The organism is Rhodococcus sp. NPDC080181, from assembly GCF_040702225.1.
Lineage (GTDB): Bacteria > Actinomycetota > Actinomycetes > Mycobacteriales > Mycobacteriaceae > Rhodococcoides > Rhodococcoides fascians.
Genome location: NZ_JBFBKN010000015.1, coordinates 91,433 through 109,351, shown reverse-complemented (window position 1 = coordinate 109,351; position 17,919 = coordinate 91,433). Strand labels below are relative to the sequence as shown.

Annotated in this window: 15 protein-coding genes; 11 read left to right on the top strand and 4 right to left on the bottom strand. The window is 63.1% G+C overall.

The features are described from left to right. The 3 genes from AB0O58_RS18025 to AB0O58_RS18015 form a co-directional block, all read left to right on the top strand. Positions 1-2,908, top strand: a 2,908-nt coding sequence (locus AB0O58_RS18025) for a bacterial transcriptional activator domain-containing protein (protein WP_366238569.1), incomplete at its 5' end; no start/stop codon positions are given. Between the two features lie 217 nt (positions 2,909-3,125). Then, complete coding sequence (locus AB0O58_RS18020; protein WP_366238568.1) at positions 3,126-3,647, top strand: hypothetical protein; 522 nt, start codon at positions 3,126-3,128, stop codon at positions 3,645-3,647. A gap of 604 nt (positions 3,648-4,251) precedes the next feature. Continuing rightward, entirely contained in the window at positions 4,252-4,656 is a 405-nt protein-coding gene (locus tag AB0O58_RS18015; RefSeq protein ID WP_366238567.1) for a hypothetical protein, read from the top strand. On the opposite strand, the gene AB0O58_RS18010 is transcribed toward AB0O58_RS18015, so the two are convergent. Next, positions 4,642-6,498, bottom strand: coding sequence for a zinc-ribbon domain-containing protein (locus AB0O58_RS18010; RefSeq protein WP_366238566.1), 1,857 nt, complete (start codon positions 6,496-6,498; stop codon positions 4,642-4,644). The genes AB0O58_RS18015 and AB0O58_RS18010 overlap by 15 nt on opposite strands. A 346-nt stretch (positions 6,499-6,844) precedes the next feature. On the opposite strand from AB0O58_RS18010, the gene AB0O58_RS18005 reads away from it, so the two are divergent. From AB0O58_RS18005 to AB0O58_RS17990, 4 genes are all read left to right on the top strand, one after another. Then, positions 6,845-8,359 (top strand): hypothetical protein, encoded by a 1,515-nt coding sequence (locus AB0O58_RS18005; RefSeq protein ID WP_300402921.1) that lies wholly within the window; start codon positions 6,845-6,847, stop codon positions 8,357-8,359. 160 nt (positions 8,360-8,519) lie between these two features. Next, the gene (locus AB0O58_RS18000) at positions 8,520-9,062 is read left to right on the top strand and encodes a hypothetical protein (protein WP_366238565.1); all 543 of its coding nucleotides are present in this window, start codon (positions 8,520-8,522) and stop codon (positions 9,060-9,062) included. Between the two features lie 183 nt (positions 9,063-9,245). Beyond that, positions 9,246-9,533 (top strand): type II toxin-antitoxin system Phd/YefM family antitoxin, encoded by a 288-nt coding sequence (locus tag AB0O58_RS17995; protein ID WP_366238564.1) that lies wholly within the window; start codon positions 9,246-9,248, stop codon positions 9,531-9,533. A 29-nt stretch (positions 9,534-9,562) separates the two neighbouring features. After that, entirely contained in the window at positions 9,563-9,808 is a 246-nt protein-coding gene (locus AB0O58_RS17990; protein WP_366238577.1) for a type II toxin-antitoxin system RelE/ParE family toxin, read from the top strand. A 21-nt stretch (positions 9,809-9,829) separates the two neighbouring features. Here AB0O58_RS17990 and AB0O58_RS17985 read toward each other — a convergent pair whose 3' ends face one another. Continuing rightward, entirely contained in the window at positions 9,830-10,450 is a 621-nt protein-coding gene (locus tag AB0O58_RS17985; protein WP_366238563.1) for a hypothetical protein, read from the bottom strand. 313 nt (positions 10,451-10,763) lie between these two features. Here AB0O58_RS17985 and AB0O58_RS17980 point away from each other — a divergent pair, with 313 nt between their 5' ends. The 4 genes from AB0O58_RS17980 (at position 10,764) to AB0O58_RS17965 (ending at position 14,046) form a co-directional block, all read left to right on the top strand. Then, positions 10,764-11,267 (top strand): hypothetical protein, encoded by a 504-nt coding sequence (locus AB0O58_RS17980; RefSeq protein ID WP_300402726.1) that lies wholly within the window; start codon positions 10,764-10,766, stop codon positions 11,265-11,267. Next, entirely contained in the window at positions 11,264-11,893 is a 630-nt protein-coding gene (locus AB0O58_RS17975) for an RES family NAD+ phosphorylase (protein ID WP_300402729.1), read from the top strand. Before AB0O58_RS17980 ends, AB0O58_RS17975 begins: the two co-directional genes overlap by 4 nt. A gap of 66 nt (positions 11,894-11,959) precedes the next feature. Beyond that, positions 11,960-13,030 carry an AAA family ATPase gene (locus AB0O58_RS17970; RefSeq protein ID WP_366238562.1) on the top strand — a complete coding sequence of 357 codons (1,071 nt, stop codon included), beginning with the start codon at positions 11,960-11,962 and terminating at the stop codon, positions 13,028-13,030. Further along, positions 13,027-14,046: a hypothetical protein gene (locus AB0O58_RS17965; protein ID WP_300402735.1), complete on the top strand. Its 1,020-nt coding sequence runs from the start codon at positions 13,027-13,029 to the stop codon at positions 14,044-14,046. Before AB0O58_RS17970 ends, AB0O58_RS17965 begins: the two co-directional genes overlap by 4 nt. A gap of 128 nt (positions 14,047-14,174) precedes the next feature. Here AB0O58_RS17965 and AB0O58_RS17960 read toward each other — a convergent pair whose 3' ends face one another. Further along, positions 14,175-15,422 (bottom strand): IS256 family transposase, encoded by a 1,248-nt coding sequence (locus AB0O58_RS17960; protein ID WP_106386906.1) that lies wholly within the window; start codon positions 15,420-15,422, stop codon positions 14,175-14,177. Positions 15,423-15,831: 409 nt separating this feature from the next. Next, complete coding sequence (locus tag AB0O58_RS17955; RefSeq protein ID WP_366238561.1) at positions 15,832-17,904, bottom strand: cation-translocating P-type ATPase; 2,073 nt, start codon at positions 17,902-17,904, stop codon at positions 15,832-15,834. Between the last annotated feature and the right edge of the window lie 15 nt (positions 17,905-17,919).

Here is a 17,919-nt window from a genome sequence, read left to right as displayed (position 1 = left end):
CGCTCCTGAACCGGCTCCGGTCTCTGCTGCTCCTGTACCTGCTGCTGTGCCCGAACCGGCTGCCGCTCCTGAACCGGCTCCGGTCTCTGCTGCTCCTGTACCTGCTGCTGTGCCCGAACCGGCTGCCGCTCCTGAACCGGCTCCGGTCTCTGCTGCTCCTGCACCTGCCGCTGTGCCCGAACCGACCGTCGCTCCTGAACCGGCTTCGGCTGCCGCTCCTGAACTGGCCCCCGCAGCAGCGCCTGAACCGTCCTCCGCTGCACCTCTCCTGGGTGGCACCGACGTTCCGGAGCAAGCAGAGATGGTTCCGGGCGGTGACGAACAGGCTCAGGCAGAAGCGCAGGCCGCTGCCGCCGCCGCTGCGAAGATTTTCGGAATCGAACTCAACAGCGCTTCGTCACAGCTACCTGCTCCGACAGCGGCGGTTCCTGAGCCATCGCCTGCTCCGGTGGCGGCAGAGGCCCCCGCCCCGGCAGAGGCCCCCGCCCCGGCGGCGGTTCCTGAGCCAGCGCCTGCTCCGGTGGCCGCCCCTGAGCCAGCAGAGGCTCCCGCCCCGGTGGCAGCTTCCGATCCTGCTGCTGAGTCCGCGGGCGCAGATGTTGTGGCACCCGGGCCGGCACCCGCTCAAATGCCTGCCCCGGCGCAAGCGTCGTCACCCAGTCCTGCTGCAGCTCCCGCCCCGACTCAGCCAGCCACCCAGATCCCACTGAATACACCGACGACAGACCCGGTACATATCGCCGCCACTGCGCAGCCAAGTGATGTCTCCGAGAATCAGAACAGCACATTGTGGCTCGGTATCTCAGCCCTAGCGGCCATCGGACTGGCTGGGGCCTTCGGGCTGCGCCGGCACCGTCAACAGCACGATCGCCGCAGAGGCGAGACCCTCCCTGAAACCTGGGGCGCTGCAGCAGTTGTGGAAGAACAGATTCATTCTGCAGCGGACAACAACGTCCTCACGCGGCTCGACGAAGCACTGAGGACTATCGCCGAACATGCTCGGACACAGGGCAACGCACTGCCGGCATTGCTCGGCGCATTCATCGGTCCCGATGCGGTGGAGCTAGTAATCCTTGATGACTCCGTACTGCCGGACCCGTGGCTCAGATCAGAGACCGGCGCCTGGACCCTCCCCGCCGACGTCCGGATCGCCCCAGCACCCACCACAATCAGCCCGTACCCCACGCTCGTGACACTCGGTTCCACAGACGACCGAACCCAAGTTCTTCTCAACCTGGAAGAACTCGGCTACCTCGGCATCTCAGCTTCACCAGACCACGCCCGCGGCACTCTCCAGGCCCTGGCCCTCGAACTCGTCGAATCCCCGCTCGCAGACAACCTGCACCTGACGCTGATCGGTTTCGGACAGGAGCTCCCCGAACTGTTCGGCAACGGTCGAATCGAGCACACCGACCAACCAGACGAAGTGCTGGCCAGACTCGCCCGACAAGCCGAACGTGACCAAGACACTCTCGTCGAACAACACATCGACAGCATTGCAGCGGCCCGTTCGATCTACGACACAAGCGAAATGACCGCTCCCGAAGTAGTTCTCATCGCGAGTCAGTTGACGGCCGACCAACAACAATCACTCGATCAGATCCTGGCCGCCACACCGCGCGTAGCGTTCGCTGCCGCCAGCACCGCCAGCGAGAACACCCAGGCCGCGTGGACACTCGACATCGTCGACCGCAACACCGCAAGCCTTGTCAAACGAGACACCGACGGCGGCTTCACATTCCAGCCAGCATTCCTCGAGCCGGACCAATATGAAGGCATTACCGCCTACCTCGCGACCGCCACACAGCCAGCGATCCCCACAGAGTCATCCATTCACGACTCCTGGGCTGCAGCCGAAATCGACGCACACCTCACCGACGCCGAAAGCGCTGAGACCTTCCTCGACGCCATCACCGCGGTCGACCCCACCGACCAGCTGCTGCTGAACGGAACTACCGCATCGGAGACCGCCGCCGACGTCACAGATGTTCCCGCCTACAGCCCGGACGTCGCGCAGTGGACATCCCCAGAAGCGATCGGTTTCGATGACCCGGCCCCAGCCATTGCTCCCGTCGTTGGTGACGTACCTGCCTCGGGACATCTCTGGCTCCATCTTCTCGGGAAACCATCCGTCACCACCCCGACCGCGGAGCCACCCAAGGATGGCCGTGAAGTACTCCTGACCGAGATCGCAGCCCTTCTTTCGATCCACCCGGGAATCAAACACGACTCCATCGACAAAAAGATCTGGCCTGCAGACAATTTCGACAAACTCCCTCTGGAGGATCAGCCGAAGAAGAAGGCCACACGCCGCCAGAACTACCTCTCAAGACTGCGAAATTGGTTGGGAGAAACGGAGAACGGCGAGCAAGCATTCCCGAAGCACGGCGACCGCACCGGCCGCACCGGCTACCGACTACACCCCGATGTCCGATCAGACTGGGACTACTGGCAACAACTGATCGACACCACCCCGGCCGCCGCCACCGATGCGGAATTGCGGACGGCCGCAGAACTGGTAAACGATCAACCGTTCGCCGGGACACGGGCAGACCGTTACGGGTGGGCACGAAACCTGCAGCAGCACATGATCTCGACCCTCGCGGACGCCCTCGAAGAGCTCGCCACCCGACAAATCAAGACCGGAGATCTCGCCGCAGCGCTCACCACAGCAAACCGCGGCGTCACCGTCGAACCGTTCCGAGAAGGCCTCTGGCGACTGGCGATCATTGCCACCCACGGAAGCGACGAGATCAGCAAGACCCAGGAGCTGATCGATCAATTGCTCGCGAACCTCGGCGACATCGACGTCGATCCAGAACCCGAAACCGACGAACTCTTGCGTGCCCTCGCGCAATTCCACAATGGCGGCAACGCCCTATACCGGATCGGAGCAATAGCCAGTTGATAGCAAGCGCGTCAATCGAGGTGTCTGAAGTGTCCGGTGAGCACGTTACGGTCGGCACAGCCGCACCATTATCGTTACCGCAGTACAACGCACAGAACAACGTAGGGGGTCCACGATGATCAGCACACGACGCCGCACCGGTGCGGCAATTCTCGCGGTAGTCGCCGCTGCGAGCATCAGCGTCGCATGCGGGACCGGAGACACCGAAGCGACTCCCGTGACGACCACCACCCAGCCGGTCCTCACTGGCCCCGAGGGTGTCGAAAAGTCACCGGAACAGCAGGCGACCGATAGCGCAATCGCGAAGATCGACGAGTTCTATGCCTCGCGTGGAGCGGTCGAAGCCGATCCCGCGAAGGCGGTCCAGGAATTGGATCGAGTCGCGGGTGGCCCGGTTCTTCCCAAGGTGAGTGACGATATCTCGCTCCGGCGTTCTCAAGGAATTACCAGCACGGGGGCCATTGTGGTTGTCAATTCCTCCGTGACCGACCTGTCGGCACCGAAGGACGCCGACGGCAATCCAATCCCTTCGCCGGACGGAGCATGGGTCAAAACCGAGACTTGCACCGATATCTCCGGGTGGATCACGAAGTTTCCTGATGGCAGTCCAGCAACACTTCCGGATCGAGGGCAGTTTGAGACAGCTCAGATCACCGTTCGAAACGCTGTATGGCCTGATTCTGCAGGTTGGAGGGTGACCAGTTTGAACACCTTGAAGACCGACAGCTGCACCAGCTAGTAGCCCAATTCATCCGTCTGCTTTGCCATTCGAGGGAACCATGCCTAACCGTTTAGAACACCGCGCGGTGATTAGGACACTGATCTACGGAACTGCCGTTGCGGCTGCCATGACGTTTACCGCGCCGTCCGCGGGTGCCCAGCCGGGTGTTGGTGGGGCGGGAGCAGATGTCATTGGGGACGTCGGTGGCGGGCAGGCCGTTGTCGTGCAAGGCAGTTTCACGACCGCGCCTTCACCCCCCGCTGGAGTTGGTCCGAGTTCCGGTGCCGGTACTTCCATCCCTGGAGGACAGTCAGCATCGCTCGGAAGCGGAGGAGGTGGGGGAGGGGCACCCGCACCCAGCGGACCTCAACCTACGGTCTTTCCTCAATCGGACGGCACGCTCGGGGTCGCTACACAGGGGCAGCTCGACGCTTGCGCTGGGCTGGGCCTAGCCAACTGCGTACAGCTCCCGGATACCGGCATTCCCGGCACTCCGCCTGCCGTCGTCGACGTAGCGAATCTTGTGAATGCGGCCGTAACCGCACTTCAGGTTGAGCCGATCGATATCGGGATCGTCCCCGAACCCGCCGACAGCCCAGGAGGCCGCACTGGACTCGTCGGAATGAATTCCTGGATCTGGGTCGCTAATCCGCGAGAAGCTACCGTCGGCCCCATCAACAGGACCGTCACCACCGGCGGTATCACCATCAACATGAACGCCGTCAATACGGGCCTTGTCGTCAACTACGGCGACGGTCTCCCCACGCTCCCGCCCCTGTGCCCGGTGACCTCCGTCCCCTATACCGACGCGGCAATGGCACTGCCGTCACCGACTTGCAACCACTTCCTGCAGAAGGCCTCCACACTAGAGCCCGGCGGTACCTTCAAGGTCTCTGTGACGTCGATGTGGGTCGTCACTTGGACTGCTGTTCTCCCCGGTCAAGTCGTCGGCGGCACAATACCCACTACCGCAACCGCGACCACCGAAGTACGGGTTGGCGAGCTACAGGTTCTAGTCACAGGATGAGTCGGTGGTCTTACGGAGTGCTGCGACTACTCGGATGGCGACTAAGCCGGGATCCTCGGAATCAGTGCAGGGAATTAAAGTCCCCGGTATAAGAGGTAGTGGTTCACAATTTGGCTTTGACTCCCGAATTCGGACGACATTCCACCCCGCTTCTTCGAGTGCTAGTGTCTTTCTTTTGTCCGTGTCAGATTTTGTGAAGTGCCAGTACCAACCGTCGTACTCCACGACGGTAGAATGATCGTGAATTATTAGATCAACAGCCCCCGGCCAGGATGGCAAACGTTGCGGTCCAGTATAAGCAATGCCCAGGATCTTTGTTATGGCCTCGCATACGGCGGCTTCTCGCTTCGAGGACCCATGATCTTTGCATCGAGAGCAGCCCCTGCCTGCAGCGCGACTGCTGATAGTGGCCTGCCATTCGTGAGATTCCGTGCAGCTCCACCAGGCCTTTCGATTGGAACCTGAGGTGACCTGTGAGGGCTCAGTTTTGTTCCTCGTCGCATGCCATTCATTAGCTAGCTCTGGATAAGTCGTGGCTAGATCGTTGAAGCCCACTTTTACGCGTCGCCCCGAACATATCGGGCAGCCATTCCCGGCGGATCGGGCTGATACCTCTGCCTGATATTCATGGCCGTAAGGATTGCAACTCCACCAAAATAACTTTCTGCTGCCCCCAGTAACCCCCGACGGTTGTATTACATTCCTGGTCGCATGCCATTCTTTAGCTAGATCGGGCCTTCGTGTCGACAGGTCATTGAAGCCTGGAAGGGTTTGTTTGCCGACGCAGTAAGGGCATCCCCGTCCTCTGACTCTAGCGGCTACTGTTGCAGGGTATTGATGGTTTTTCGCGCAAATCCAGTTCGCAGTGTAGTTGGATCCGGGCCGAACAAGTTGAGGCTCAAGAGCGTTTTTGCTGTAATCCCACTGGCTAGCGATTTCTGGATAGAGGGTGGAGAGATCGTTGAAACCAGCCAAGGCGCGCTTGCCTGAACAGATGGGGCATCCATATCCACGCGACCTCGTGCTGATGGTGTCTTCCCATTCATGCCTCCCTGTCGTGCAAAGCCACCACACCGAACGAGCGCTTCCCGTCGATAGCAATCCGGGCGTCAGTTGGTTGCGGGTAGGGTGCCATTCGGCGGCGAGGTCTGGTCGAAGCGTAGCGAGGTCGTTTACACCGGACTCGACTCGACGGTTGGAGCAAACTGGGCAGCCAGTTCTTTTCCCTGAGCTGCGGCTCGCGATCTGCGCGCGCCATTCGTGACCGTGCCTGCATTTCCACCAAACCGGCTTGTTAGATCCGATCAGTACCTCGTCAGGGCCTATGCTGTTCTTGTCTGGATGCCAGTCGACGGCAATTTCGGGCACGAGGGTTCCGAGGTCGTTTTCGCCTGCTATAGGTAGACGGCCACCGCAGTACGGACATGCGCATTTTGCAGAAACCCACCGGTCAATTCGTAATTGATATGAATGGCCACGTGGGCGGCATTTCCACCAAGCTTTGTATTCGGAGCCGGGTTTTACAGATTCCGGAGATCGGTCGTTCCGGTCGTGATCCCATTCTTGAGCGGCCTCCGGTAGCAGGGTCAACAGGTCGTTTACTCCGCAGATTGTACGTCGACCTGAGCAGTATGGGCAGCCGTAACCATGTAGGGCGCGTTTGGCGATGCGCATTTGATATTCATGGTTCTTGGTGCATTTCCACCAGATATCGACTGCGGTCGAGCCGGCCGTGAATTGGGATGGATGAAGATCGCCGTTGAAGGTGGGGTGCCATTCGTTCGCGAGGTCCGGCCTGAGGGTGGCTAGGTCCGCTTTGTCTGGGACAGCTCGCGTTGGCATGGATGCAACTGTAGATGTCTGGTCGGACATATTCAGTTATGTTGTGCCCCTCGTTGAGCCTCGCCTTCGGCGTCGACGTGCACTGCTCCTGTTGCAAGGAGGCAAGATCGGCGGAGGCAGGCCCGCGACCAATGGCCACTTGATCGGTGTAACCAAGGCTTACAGTCCCTGGGAAGTCAGGTGGCGGCTCTCGTGGCGGTGTCGACGATTTGGAGTGTGGCACACCCGAGATAGTCGGATAGGCGAATTGCAGGTTGTGGTCACCAACTAGAGCCGTGCACCCCGCTCAGCGTGGGGGACGAAATTCGAGGCAGATATCAGGCTTCATGGTTTGTAGGCTGGTGGAATGCCTGAACGGTTGACCGTCAACGTCACGATTCCACCAGAGTTGGCCGGAGGGCAAGTGCAGGCCTACCTGGAAGAGCTGGGGTTCGAGGTAGGCCACACGTCCGCACCGGACGTGTGGGCGTTGACGGAGCCGGCTAGCGGCATGGACCGGGTGGATTTCATGACAGTCTGCACCCTGTCGAGCTCGGAAGCGGACGTCGATGACGAGCTCGTCGACCTCCCGCAGGACCCTTACGCCTCTCGTTTGGACCATGAGCGAATCGCCGAGGAACGCCTTCGCGCGATCACGCAGATGAGCGCGGGCGCGGTGGGATCGTTCCTGTATGCGTTGCAGTTACCTGTCATCACAGCCCGCGACGGGTCGTTGTCTGCAGCAGTCTGCAGTGCACGTAGCGATTTGGCCGGAATTGTGGACGACGATGACGAGCACCCGTTCGGCCAGCACGCTGTCCACGTTGTTCGCTATGGCAACGCCACGCACCGTCGGATGAGGTTTCCTGGGTTCGTGTTGCGTCTGAATCAGGACCCTGAACTTCTCGAGGACATACGACGCGGGCCGATCGACGTCGACGAGGTCGTTTTCGCGTCGGGCTCGTCGATATTGAGCAGTGTGCTGGTTCCCGCAAGCCATCTCGGTCCGTTGTTGGCTGCACGGTCTCCATGGGTGTGGGCGTTTCAGGCGAACAGGGTGTCGGGTGCGGTGATTTTTACTCTCGGCACAGATATTATCGGGCGGTCTCCTGTTCCGTACGAAGCGCATCAGGTGCTTCCCCGATCTCCAGTGGGTCGTCTTCCTCAGCGGCAGGAGCCGCCGGCACCGGCGGCGTGGGGTGCTGCCGTCGCTTGGTGGGTTGCTCAGATGAACTCGGTTCTCGGGCACCTCCTGAACCCATGTCTGTTCGCGGATGCTGACGGTGACTACCTCCCCTATGCGCAGCAGAACCGGCTGATGGAATTTGCTGATCTCCTGCAACGAGTTACCTCGACGCTGCTATCGCTGCACGACGACTACGCAGCCGGAGTTTTGATGTGGTCGGCAATGGACCTGATCGAGTCGTCCTGGCTTTCATGGGATCTCACGGCACTGTGCAAGCCCTCGGTTGCTGCAAAAGCGCTGCAGCAAGTTCGAGATCGTATGCCTGCTGATGTTCAGTCCGTCCTCCTTCCGTACGCCGCTTACGGTGTGGAGGCGTTGACGGAGGTGGGAGAAGGGTTCTTCATCAAGAACTATCGTGGATCGGAGAAGGTGATTCTGAGGCTCCCCGGTGGAGCGGAGAAAGCCCTGTCGCTCGACGTCGCTGTGAGTCAGCTGATGCGTGCGCGCAGGAACACTACGCACGGGTTCGACAAAGCTGATCCCGTCCGCGACCGACTGTTCGCGCAGCATGACGGCCGGCGGCCAGAGACTCTGATGTACCTGCCGCTGCTGTATTTGATGTACATCATGTCCGATCCTGATGACCTGAGGCGTCGTCTGCTCCGCCGATCCGCTCGAAGGGACAGGACGCAGTGAGAGGTGTTCACGCACGTTGCCGGTGGTGTGCTGAGAGAACGTGCGGTGAGCGGCATGGTGCGCCGGGTGATGGGTGCAGTGTGGCCGGGGAGGTTCGGCGCATGCACCGCAGTCTCGGCCGAACACCGGATGTTCTGGAGTATCTCTGGGACGGTGAGGTATGACATCGAAACGTACCTCCGCCGGTGACAAGCGCGCTCGCAAGGTCCAGCAGCGTCGAAAGCGGCTCGCGCAGCAAGGAGTGTCGCGTGAGCAGCACGCTGCGCTTGTTCTCGAACGCAGCGGCGATCCCTCGTTCGTGCAACGGCGCACTAACGCCGACGGTGGGCGAACCCTGTCGTGGAGTAAAGACACGATTGGGGGTGCGGAACTGAACGACGCTCTCAAGCAGCAACGACAGGCGTTTCAGGTCAAGTTCGGTCGAGACCTCGGGCCCAACGATCCGTTGTTCTTCGACCCAGATGCCGACACTCCGCAGGAGATCAGTGAGGAGACCCTGTTGGCGGACGTGGACTCGCTCATCGACAGGGCCCGCGAGGCAGGAGAGAACCCCGCCTATGTCCAAGCATGGCGCGACACCGGGTTCTTACTCACCGAACACAACATGCACCTGTTCTCTGCCTCGGACATCGACGAATGGAACGCCGCGCTCGAACAGCATTGGGACGAAGCGGCATTCGGGCCGTTCGACGACGCACCTTAGGGCCGACGGCACGATCTGGCGGCTGCAGCAAGTCCGAGATCGGTGGTGTAATTCCCACGCCGCTGACCTCGCGCACTGAAGTCCGAAGATGCGAACTTCAGGTTTTGGTCACCAACTAATAGGTGCTGTGTCGCGCTGAACGGGCAATTGCACCTTCGCGCTATTTGCGCTCTAATTATGTACATGACTACTTTGCCGGTCGCAGATGCACGTGCGCGTCTGTCCAAGATCGTGGACGATGCGGAACAGACCCACGCCCGGTATGAGATCACCCGCAATGGGCACCGGGCTGCGGTGTTGCTCGCTGCCGACGATTTCGATGCGCTGCAGGAGACCATCGCAGTGCTGTCGGATCAGGAACTGCTGACATCTCATCTTCGTGGCGTGGCGGAGCTGCCCGAGGGTGACAGTCTCGATGCGGGGGAGTTGGCCGAGGTCATGCGGGTCGCTGGCCGGTCTGCCCGCGCGTGAGCGAGCCTGAAGCGCCGTATCGGCTTGTGATTGCTCGATCAGCCTCTCGCGCTATCAGTCACACTCTTCCCGAGAAGGTCGCCGCTGCGGTGTACGAGTTCATCACCGGAGCGTTGCTGGAGAATCCGCAGCGGGTCGGGAAGCCCCCGGCCCCGCCGCTTTCGCCTGCCTACAGCGCCCGCAGAGGCACCTACCGGGTTCTCTATCTGATCGACACCGGGCGGCGAACGGTGCAGGTCACCGCGATTTCACACCGGTCGGACGCCTACCGCTGAGAAGATTGCACAGCTACCGGATTATGTTGCGGAGATCAAACCTCGCAGGCGTAAAGCTTCCACCAATGGTGGGTGGGTCGCGGTCGCCATCCAACCCGCTTTCCGGTCTGCCTTGCTGCCGAGTGAGTCGGCTACTGCACTCCGCAGAATTCGGAGAGCATCCTCGATCGCCTCGCGATCGGCGTGATCGCGATCGAACCAACTCATGTCCGCACCGATGACCCGTTGGTACTGCACCAGCGCACCGTCCTTGTTCACTCCCGCTGTCTCCAGCAGCTCGAGTGAACCGATCTTGAAGACCAGAGCCCGAGTGATCGTGGTCGGCATCCCGCGCCGGTTTGCTTGATAGACGGTCGGATCGACAATCCGGCCCATTGCCGGAATCCACAACACCAGGTGCCCGGTCCACTGTGTGTCCGATTCCCATTTCGGTGTGCGGCTCCCAAGCTCCACCCACTGCTCGTCCGACCACGCCACCTGCCCGTACACGACCAGCGGCTCGGCCTCGATCCCGTAGTCACGCAATGCCGGAATCAAGCAGCGCACCGCAGCAATGCAGGTGCCGGAAAAGCCGCCCTCGGTGTAGGCCTGCCAGATTTGGCAATGTCGGTCGATGATCTGCACTTCTGCCGGTGTGCTCACGCCAGGATTCGCAGGGGGGCGGATCCCTGCTACTGGTGGTGTGACGTACCCCGCCCGCTGCGCCCATTCCGGCACTGCAGCGGCTCCCGGACCGCCACGCGATCGCCCTGACCCCTTGCCTGCGCCTTTGCGTTTCTTGCTCACCGGTGACATCTCGACGCTCCCAACTCGACTCGACTCTCTGCCCCGACGCAGGAGTTCCGCTTCGGATCGTATCGGCGAGGTACGACACTTTTCGCACGCAATCCAAGACCCATCATTACTCCCGGTTGACATGGTTGACATGACGGGAACAGCCGGGGATGATCAGGGTATGTCCACTGTGGAGAAGGATTTTGAGGTCATGGCGCATCGATTGGTCGAGGCCAGCGGTGCGCCGGATGAGCGTGATCTGGCATACGCGATAGCGGGCCTGAGTGGCATCGTCAACGGTCTGAAAGCCCGTCGCGCATGGAGCGAGCATGTGGGGGAGATCTTGACCCCGAGTCAGGCCCTCGATGTTGCGGGCTGGACGCGTGCGGCTCTGAGCAAGGCTGTGAAGGAGAACCGCGTTCTACGGTTGACGGGCGGCAACGGAAAATACGGTTACGCCGCAGCCGGGTTCACCGATGCCCAGCCGGCGAAGCCGATTCTCGGTATTCAAGACGTGCTGCGTGTGTGGGCGGGGCAGGATCCGCGTGGATGGTCGACGGTCGCGTGGCTGACTACCGAACAGCCTGAGTTGGATGGCCGTACGCCCCGGCAAGCTCTTCTCGACGGTGATGTGCCTACTGTTGCTCGCGCCGCCCGGGCTGCTGTCAGCCGGCTTGCAGCGTGAGTGCTGATCGCGCCGTCGTTCATCTGTCCGAGCCCAAGCCCGTCAGTGAACTGGCGGAGCGATTTCCGTCGTACGTCTACCCGGCCGGGACCGAGTTCTTTCGGTCGCACCAGGCCAGTCTTGGAACGTGGTGGTACTCGTCGAGCGGAGGTGGACGGTTCGACCTCGAGGAGCCTGACGGGACGTGCTACCTGGCGGAAGACGAGGTGGTCACGCTCCTGGAGATCTTCGGTGGCCAACTCGTCGTGCCGAGGTACGAGGTGGATGCGCGTGCGGCGTCGACGATCACGTTGGGCACCGATGTCAGGCTCGCTGACTTGACTGCGAACGCGGGTGTTGCGTTCGGGGTGACGGCGGAGATCTTCTCGACTGCCGACTATCCGCTGACTCAGCGGTGGGCGGCGGCGCTGAGGGCGGCAGGCTACGAGGGTGTGCGGTACTGGGCGCGCCACGACCTCGAGCATGCTCGTCGATGTGTCGCGTTGTTCGGTGCAGGAGGGGTGGTCGGCGAGGGTCATCGTCATGTCGTGATGGCCACGGCCGCGCTTTCCGAGCGAGCGGATCTGTTGGAACGGTGGCGCGAAGAAACGGGCGTCACGATCTTGGACGTTCCGGACCTGCTGTAGCGCTCGCCGTCGAATCGACCAGCTGGAACGTTGCTAACGAAACTTACAGTAAGTACTGTAAGTCTTATGAAGATCAGCGCGCGCCCTCTGCTCGACAATTCCGTCGACGCCGAATTGTTCGTCGGCCGGCGACGGGAACTGGCCGCGATCTGGGAGGCGTTGAACGCTGAGCTCAACGTTCTGGTGACGGGGGAACGTGGGATAGGCAAAACGTCGCTTCTCCGTCAGCTGCAGCTTGACTGTCGGGAGCAGTTCACAGGTGCCCGGCGCGAAGGCGACTTTCCGATGAGTTTCGTGCGAGTCGAGGGGATCGCGGACGGTCGCGACATGCTCGCCCGCATCGTGGAAGTAGTCACCGGTGAACCAACTGCCGAAGGTGAGGGGCCCGACGTCCTGCTGCGGCGATTGAGCGATTTTCGGCTGCAGTTCGTCGACGACACGCTTCGGCGATGGGCAGCGGAAAGCGACGACGGCACAGCTCCGCTCGGGCCGCGCCTGTATCCGGTGATCATCGTCGACGACGTCACCGCCTCGGCCGGGCATGCGCTGTTCGGGCGGTACCGCGACGAGGTGTGGGCGACGGGATACCTGTGGGCGGTGTCGGTGCGCGAGAGTGACCGTCAAGGTCTCTTGACTCCGCCTGCAGACGCATTCTTCGAGAAGGTCGTTGACGTGGCCCCGCTCTCGACGTCGGAAAGCATCGAGTTCATCAATCGCCGCGGCGGGATCGACATGGAATCGATAGCAGACACGCTTACTGGCGCAGTCGGTGGAAACCCTCGGGATCTGGTGGGTGCTCTGCGTGGTCTCATGCAGGACCCTGGGTCGTTCGAGAACAACGCTCGGGCCATTGGAGCTAGAGACGATGCCATCTTTGTTTTGGGTCGCCCGGCGTCGATGCTGGCGGCCGAAATGAAGGCGCGTGGCCCGGTGAGTGCATCGGACGATGACCTGCTTGCAGCGTTGGGGTGGACACGTCCGCGTGCTGTGCAGGTCTTCAAGCAGCTCTACGAGAAGGGGCTGGTGCGGAGCAGTGAAGTGGCCTCGGGCACTGGGCGGCCGCGGCGTGTGTACGAGTTGACCCCGCCGGCGGAATGGCTGCGGATGGAACAAGCTGATCCGGAGGACCAGAAATGAGTGGCGACCTACTGCGTCAGTTGCGGGAGTCGAAGGCCTTCGACCCGTCGCCGGATCCGGATCGTATGTCGCAGGTCCATGTGCCGTTCGACGTACTCACCGGTCCCGTGGGTGGGGATTACGAGCAGCGTTTCATGGACGCTGTTCGGCGTCGTGAGCGTGTGGCTCTGATCGGTGCCAGTGGTTCGGGAAAGTCCTCGATCACCGAATACGTGATGGGCGTGCTTCAATCTGAATCTGTTGCGGCACTGAGGATCAGGATGGGGATTCAGACCGACTCCCTCGTCTCCGATCCGGCTGAGTTTCCGCGGCTGTTGGTCAACACCATCGCTAGACAGCTCGACGAGAACCGGGCGGTCCAGAAGATTGCTCGGGAAATGCGCGGAGGTTCCGCACGTCGGCCGGTCAAATTCTCGGTTGGCCTCCCGTGGCTGTCCGGCAATCTTGCGATCGAGCTCGGCAGCGTGGTGAACGAGCCATCGCAGGGAGAGGACGTCGTAGATCAAGCCATCAGGGTCCTGGAACTGATTTCGCGCAGCGGCTTGATTCCGACGCTCGTGCTCGATGACACGGACCAGTGGATACGTCGTCCAGGTATCGGCGTCGATCCGGAGCCGCGGATCGCGATGTTCTTCGGCTCGACCTTGAGGATGATCGCCGAGCGCCTCCCGGCAGCATGTGTCGTCGCCGTCCATGACGACTACATCAACAGCCCCCACTACGAGCGAGCCCGCGAGTACCTGAACACTCGAATCACGTTGCCAGCCTTGGCTGGCCCTGACGCACTGGGATCGATCATCGGCATGCGGGCTCGCCGGGCCGTCGAAAATCCGAATCTTCGCGCGATCGACGTCATCGACGATGACGCCCTCCAGCATCTCTTCGACCACTACGTGGCCGGCCGCAGTGTCCGCCGGGAGCTGGTCGTGTTGCAGGATGCGTTGGGACGAGCATGTTCCGTGACAAGCGAGACCATCGAGGCCGCTCACGTCGTCGCGGCGATTGCTGCAGGTTAAGAACACGAACAGCGGCGGAGGCGTCGGCGGTGTGATCGCCCGAGCGTTGTATTCCAGTTCACGATCGGCGGCGGTTTTCAGGGTCAAGTCCCAGGTAGTGGTGTATCGCCTGTGATCCTTCGTAGGGGTTAGGCGCTGAGTTCGAGGACGGGGTCGGTGCTCACCTCCGTCGTCGTGTCGGTCACTGGAGCGAGTCGGCAGCGGGCGAGGACTTCGAGGCCGAGGTAGCGGCGGCCTTCGGCCCATTCGTCGGTCTGTTCGGCCAGCACGGCCCCGACGAGGCGAACGATGGCCTGCCGGTTGGGGAAGATGCCCACGGCGTCGGTGCGGCGCCGGATCTCCTTGTTCAGCCGCTCGGAGGGGTTGTTGGACCAGATCTGGGTCCAGACGTCCTTGGGGAAGGCGGTGAAGGCCAGGATGTCGGCGCGGGCGGCGTCGAGGTGCTCGGCCACCGCCGGCAGCTTGGCGGCCACGTAGTCCAGCAGCCGGTCGAACTGGGCGTGCACCGCGGCGGCGTCGGGCTGGTCGTAGACCGAGTGCAGCATCGCCTTGACCGCCGGCCACATCGACTTCGGGGTCACGCTCATGAGGTTGGCGGCGTAGTGGGTGCGGCAGCGCTGCCAGGTGGCGCCGGGAAGGTTGGCCGCGATGGCCTCGACGAGGCCGGCGTGCGCGTCTGAGGTCACGAGCCGGACCCCAGCCAGGCCGCGGGCCACGAGGTCGGCGAAGAACTCGTTCCACGCCGCCCCGGTCTCGGCCGTGGCCACCCGCATGCCCAGGACCTCGCGGTGCCCGTCACCGTTGACACCGGTCGCGATCAGGACCACGGCGTTGATGACCCGCCCGCCCTCGCGCACCTTCATGGTCAGGGCGTCGGCGGCGACGAACGTGAAGGGTCCGGCCTCGTCGAGGGGCCGGTGGCGGAAGGCCTCGACCTGGGCGTCGAGGTCGGCGGCCATCCGGGACACCTGCGACTTCGACAGGCTGTTGATGCCCAGCTGCTTGACGAGCTTGTCCATCCGGCGGGTGCTCACCCCGGCCAGATAACAGTCCGCCACCACCGTGATCAGCGCCGACTCGGCCCGCTTGCGCCGCTCGAGCAGCCACTCGGGGAAGTACGTCCCGGTGCGCAGCTTGGGGATCGCGACGTCGATCGTGCCGACCCGGGTGTCCAGGTCGCGGTGCCGGTAGCCGTTGCGCTGCGCGGTCCGGTCCGGGCTGCGTTGGCCCCACTCGGCACCGACCACCGCGTCGGCGTCGGCGGACAGCAGCGCGTTGATCACCGTCTGCAGCAGGTTGCGCATGAGGTCCGGGGAGGCTTCCGCCAGGGCCTCGCCAAGCAGGCCGGCAGGGTCGACAATGTGAGGTGCGGTCACCGTGATGCTCCGTTCGAGAGTGCTGTGAAGGGTTCACTCGAAGATCACGCGGTGGCCGCTCCACGTCTACTACGACGAGGCCGGCAACCGCGTTACACCATCATCGGGGACTCAACTCGTTTCCGCCCTGAAGGAGCGCTGCGTGGGCGGGAGACGATGTGATCTACTGCGTTCCTCGCCAACCCAGGCGAAGCCCTCATGCAGTCGGCGCGTGGTTCCGGCGCCTTCATTTACCGTACTCATCGAGATCGGTCAGGCCAGTCACTATGGAAACCGTGGCCCTCGCGGGGAAGTGGGCATCGCTCTAGCGTTACCCGCCAGTCCTCATGAGTTCGCCGTCGCGGAACGGTGCGGACTTGGTCGCCAACGCGCCTGTCGGCGCCATGCAGACGTCGACAGGCGCGGAAAGTCATCTGCCGTGCTCGCGCTGGTCGTACGAGCTTCCCGCGGCTACCGAGTGTCCATCGGTCGTCGAGCCCGGAGCGCACGGTCGCCCGGAGTTCAGGTCAGAACCTTGGCGGGTACCGAAATCGACCTGGGCGCGCCTAGTTTCGCCACGGCCCGGGCGGAGCATGCGCAGGCCGTTGAGGATGATCAGCGCCGCGCTGCCCCCGTTGAGGAGCAGGCCGGTGGTCAGGGACATCCAGCCGGCGAGGGCGGCGACGATCAGGATGGCGACGACGGTCAGGCTCAGGGCGATGTTGATCTTGATGTTGTTCCGAGCGCGGCGCGATAGTCGGATGGCGGCCGGGAGCCGGTCGAGCTCGTCGGCCATGAGGGCGACATCGGCGGTCTCTAGGGCGACGTCGGTGCTGGCGGCACCCATGGCGATGGCGAGGTCGGCGTTGGCCAGGGCGGGGGCGTCGTTGACGCCGTCGCCGACCATCGCGATCACGCCGTGTTTCTCGCGCAGCTCACGGATTGCGGCGGATTTGTCCTCGGGGAGCAACTCGGCGCGGTAGTCGTCTAGCCCCAGGGCCTGCGCGGTGGATCTGGCGACGGTGGCGTTGTCGCCGGTGAGCATCAGGACCCGCTCGACTCCGAGGTCGCGCAGCTCGGTAAGGGTGCTTTCGGCGTCGGGGCGCAGCTGGTCGGCCACCGCCACGACGGCCAAGGGTCGGGTGTCGTCGCGAAGAACCACGGCCGTGCATCCTTCCGCCTCGGCGTGCGCCAGCGCCGGGCCTGCGGTGCCGTCAGTCCGGTCCTCGTCGGTGGGCCGGCCGATGTGCAGGGTGCGACCGTCGAGGGTGGCTTCCATGCCGGCTCCTGGCAGGGCGCGTGCATCCTGGACGGCCGGGATGGTCAACCCGCGGTCGCGGGCACCGGCCACGATCGCGGTCGCGATGGGGTGCTCGCTACCGGTCTCGACCGCCGCCGCAAGGGTCAGAGCCTCGTCCTCGCTGATCCCGTCGAGGGGCGTCACTTGAGCGAGAGTGGGCCGGCCGCGGGTGAGGGTGCCGGTCTTGTCGAAGGCGACGGCCTTGATGTCGGCCAGGCGCTCAAGGTAGATGCCGCCCTTGATGAGGATGCCGTCGCGGGCGCCCCGGGCGATAGCGGTGACCACGCTGACAGGCACCGAGATGATCAGGGCGCAGGAGCAGGAGACGACCAGGACCACGAGGGCTCGGTAGATCGCCTCGCGCCACTCGAAGCCGAGCAGCGGCAGTACTAGTGCCACGGCTATGGCCAGGGCGAACATCGCCGGGGTGTAGACAGCACCGAACTTGTCCGCGAACCGCTCGGCGCCGCTGCGGTTGGCCTGGGCCTCCTCGACCTGCTCGATCACGCGGGCCAGGACCGTGTCGTAGTACTCCTTGGTGACCTCGATCCGCAGCACGCCATTGCCGTTGAGGCTGCCGCCGAAGACCTCGGTGCCCGCGGTGGCCTCGACCGGCACGGACTCCCCGGTCACCGGGCTGGCGTCCACCCACGAGGCGCCATCGATCACAGCGCCGTCGGTGGGTAGGCGCTCACCGGGACGCACCAGGACGACGTCACCGGGGTGGAGTTCCTCCACCGCCACGGTCTTGGTCGCCCCGTCATCGTTGAGTCGGTTGGCGGTGGGGGGTGCGAGCTCCATCAGGGCGCTAATAGACCCGCGGGCCTTGTCGGTGGCGTAGGCCTCCATCGCCTCACCGAGGCTGAAGATGACGACGAGCATCGCCGCCTCCTCGATCACCCCAAGCGCGATGGCTCCGATGGCGGCCACGACCAGCAGCACGGTGATGGTCAGCCGTTTGTGGCGCACCGCCCGGATCGCGCTGCGCAATGGGTAGACGCCGCCGATGAGGATCGCGCCCCAGAATAGGGCCAGGGCCACCGGCTCGGAGTGGATGGTCCACTCCACCACCAGCCCGGCCACCAGCAGCACCGCGGCGACGGCCAGCGTGACCATCTCGGGCTTCTGCCACCAGCGGCGGGCGCGAGGCCGAACCGCGACAGCGGACGTGACGTGTGGTGACGTGCTCGCATTAGCACTCATCGACTATTTCCCTTC

Bases quoted from the DNA above. Each gene is read 5' to 3' on its own strand.
- AB0O58_RS18010 (WP_366238566.1), bottom strand. From the start codon at position 6,498: ATGCCAACGCGAGCTGTCCCAGACAAAGCGGACCTAGCCACCCTCAGG.
- AB0O58_RS17995 (WP_366238564.1), top strand. From the start codon at position 9,246: ATGACTACTTTGCCGGTCGCAGATGCACGTGCGCGTCTGTCCAAGATC.
- AB0O58_RS17980 (WP_300402726.1), top strand. From the start codon at position 10,764: ATGTCCACTGTGGAGAAGGATTTTGAGGTCATGGCGCATCGATTGGTC.
- AB0O58_RS17970 (WP_366238562.1), top strand. From the start codon at position 11,960: ATGAAGATCAGCGCGCGCCCTCTGCTCGACAATTCCGTCGACGCCGAA.
- AB0O58_RS17965 (WP_300402735.1), top strand. From the start codon at position 13,027: ATGAGTGGCGACCTACTGCGTCAGTTGCGGGAGTCGAAGGCCTTCGAC.
- AB0O58_RS18015 (WP_366238567.1), top strand. From the start codon at position 4,252: ATGAATTCCTGGATCTGGGTCGCTAATCCGCGAGAAGCTACCGTCGGC.
- AB0O58_RS18005 (WP_300402921.1), top strand. From the start codon at position 6,845: ATGCCTGAACGGTTGACCGTCAACGTCACGATTCCACCAGAGTTGGCC.
- AB0O58_RS17955 (WP_366238561.1), bottom strand. From the start codon at position 17,904: ATGAGTGCTAATGCGAGCACGTCACCACACGTCACGTCCGCTGTCGCG.
- AB0O58_RS18000 (WP_366238565.1), top strand. From the start codon at position 8,520: ATGACATCGAAACGTACCTCCGCCGGTGACAAGCGCGCTCGCAAGGTC.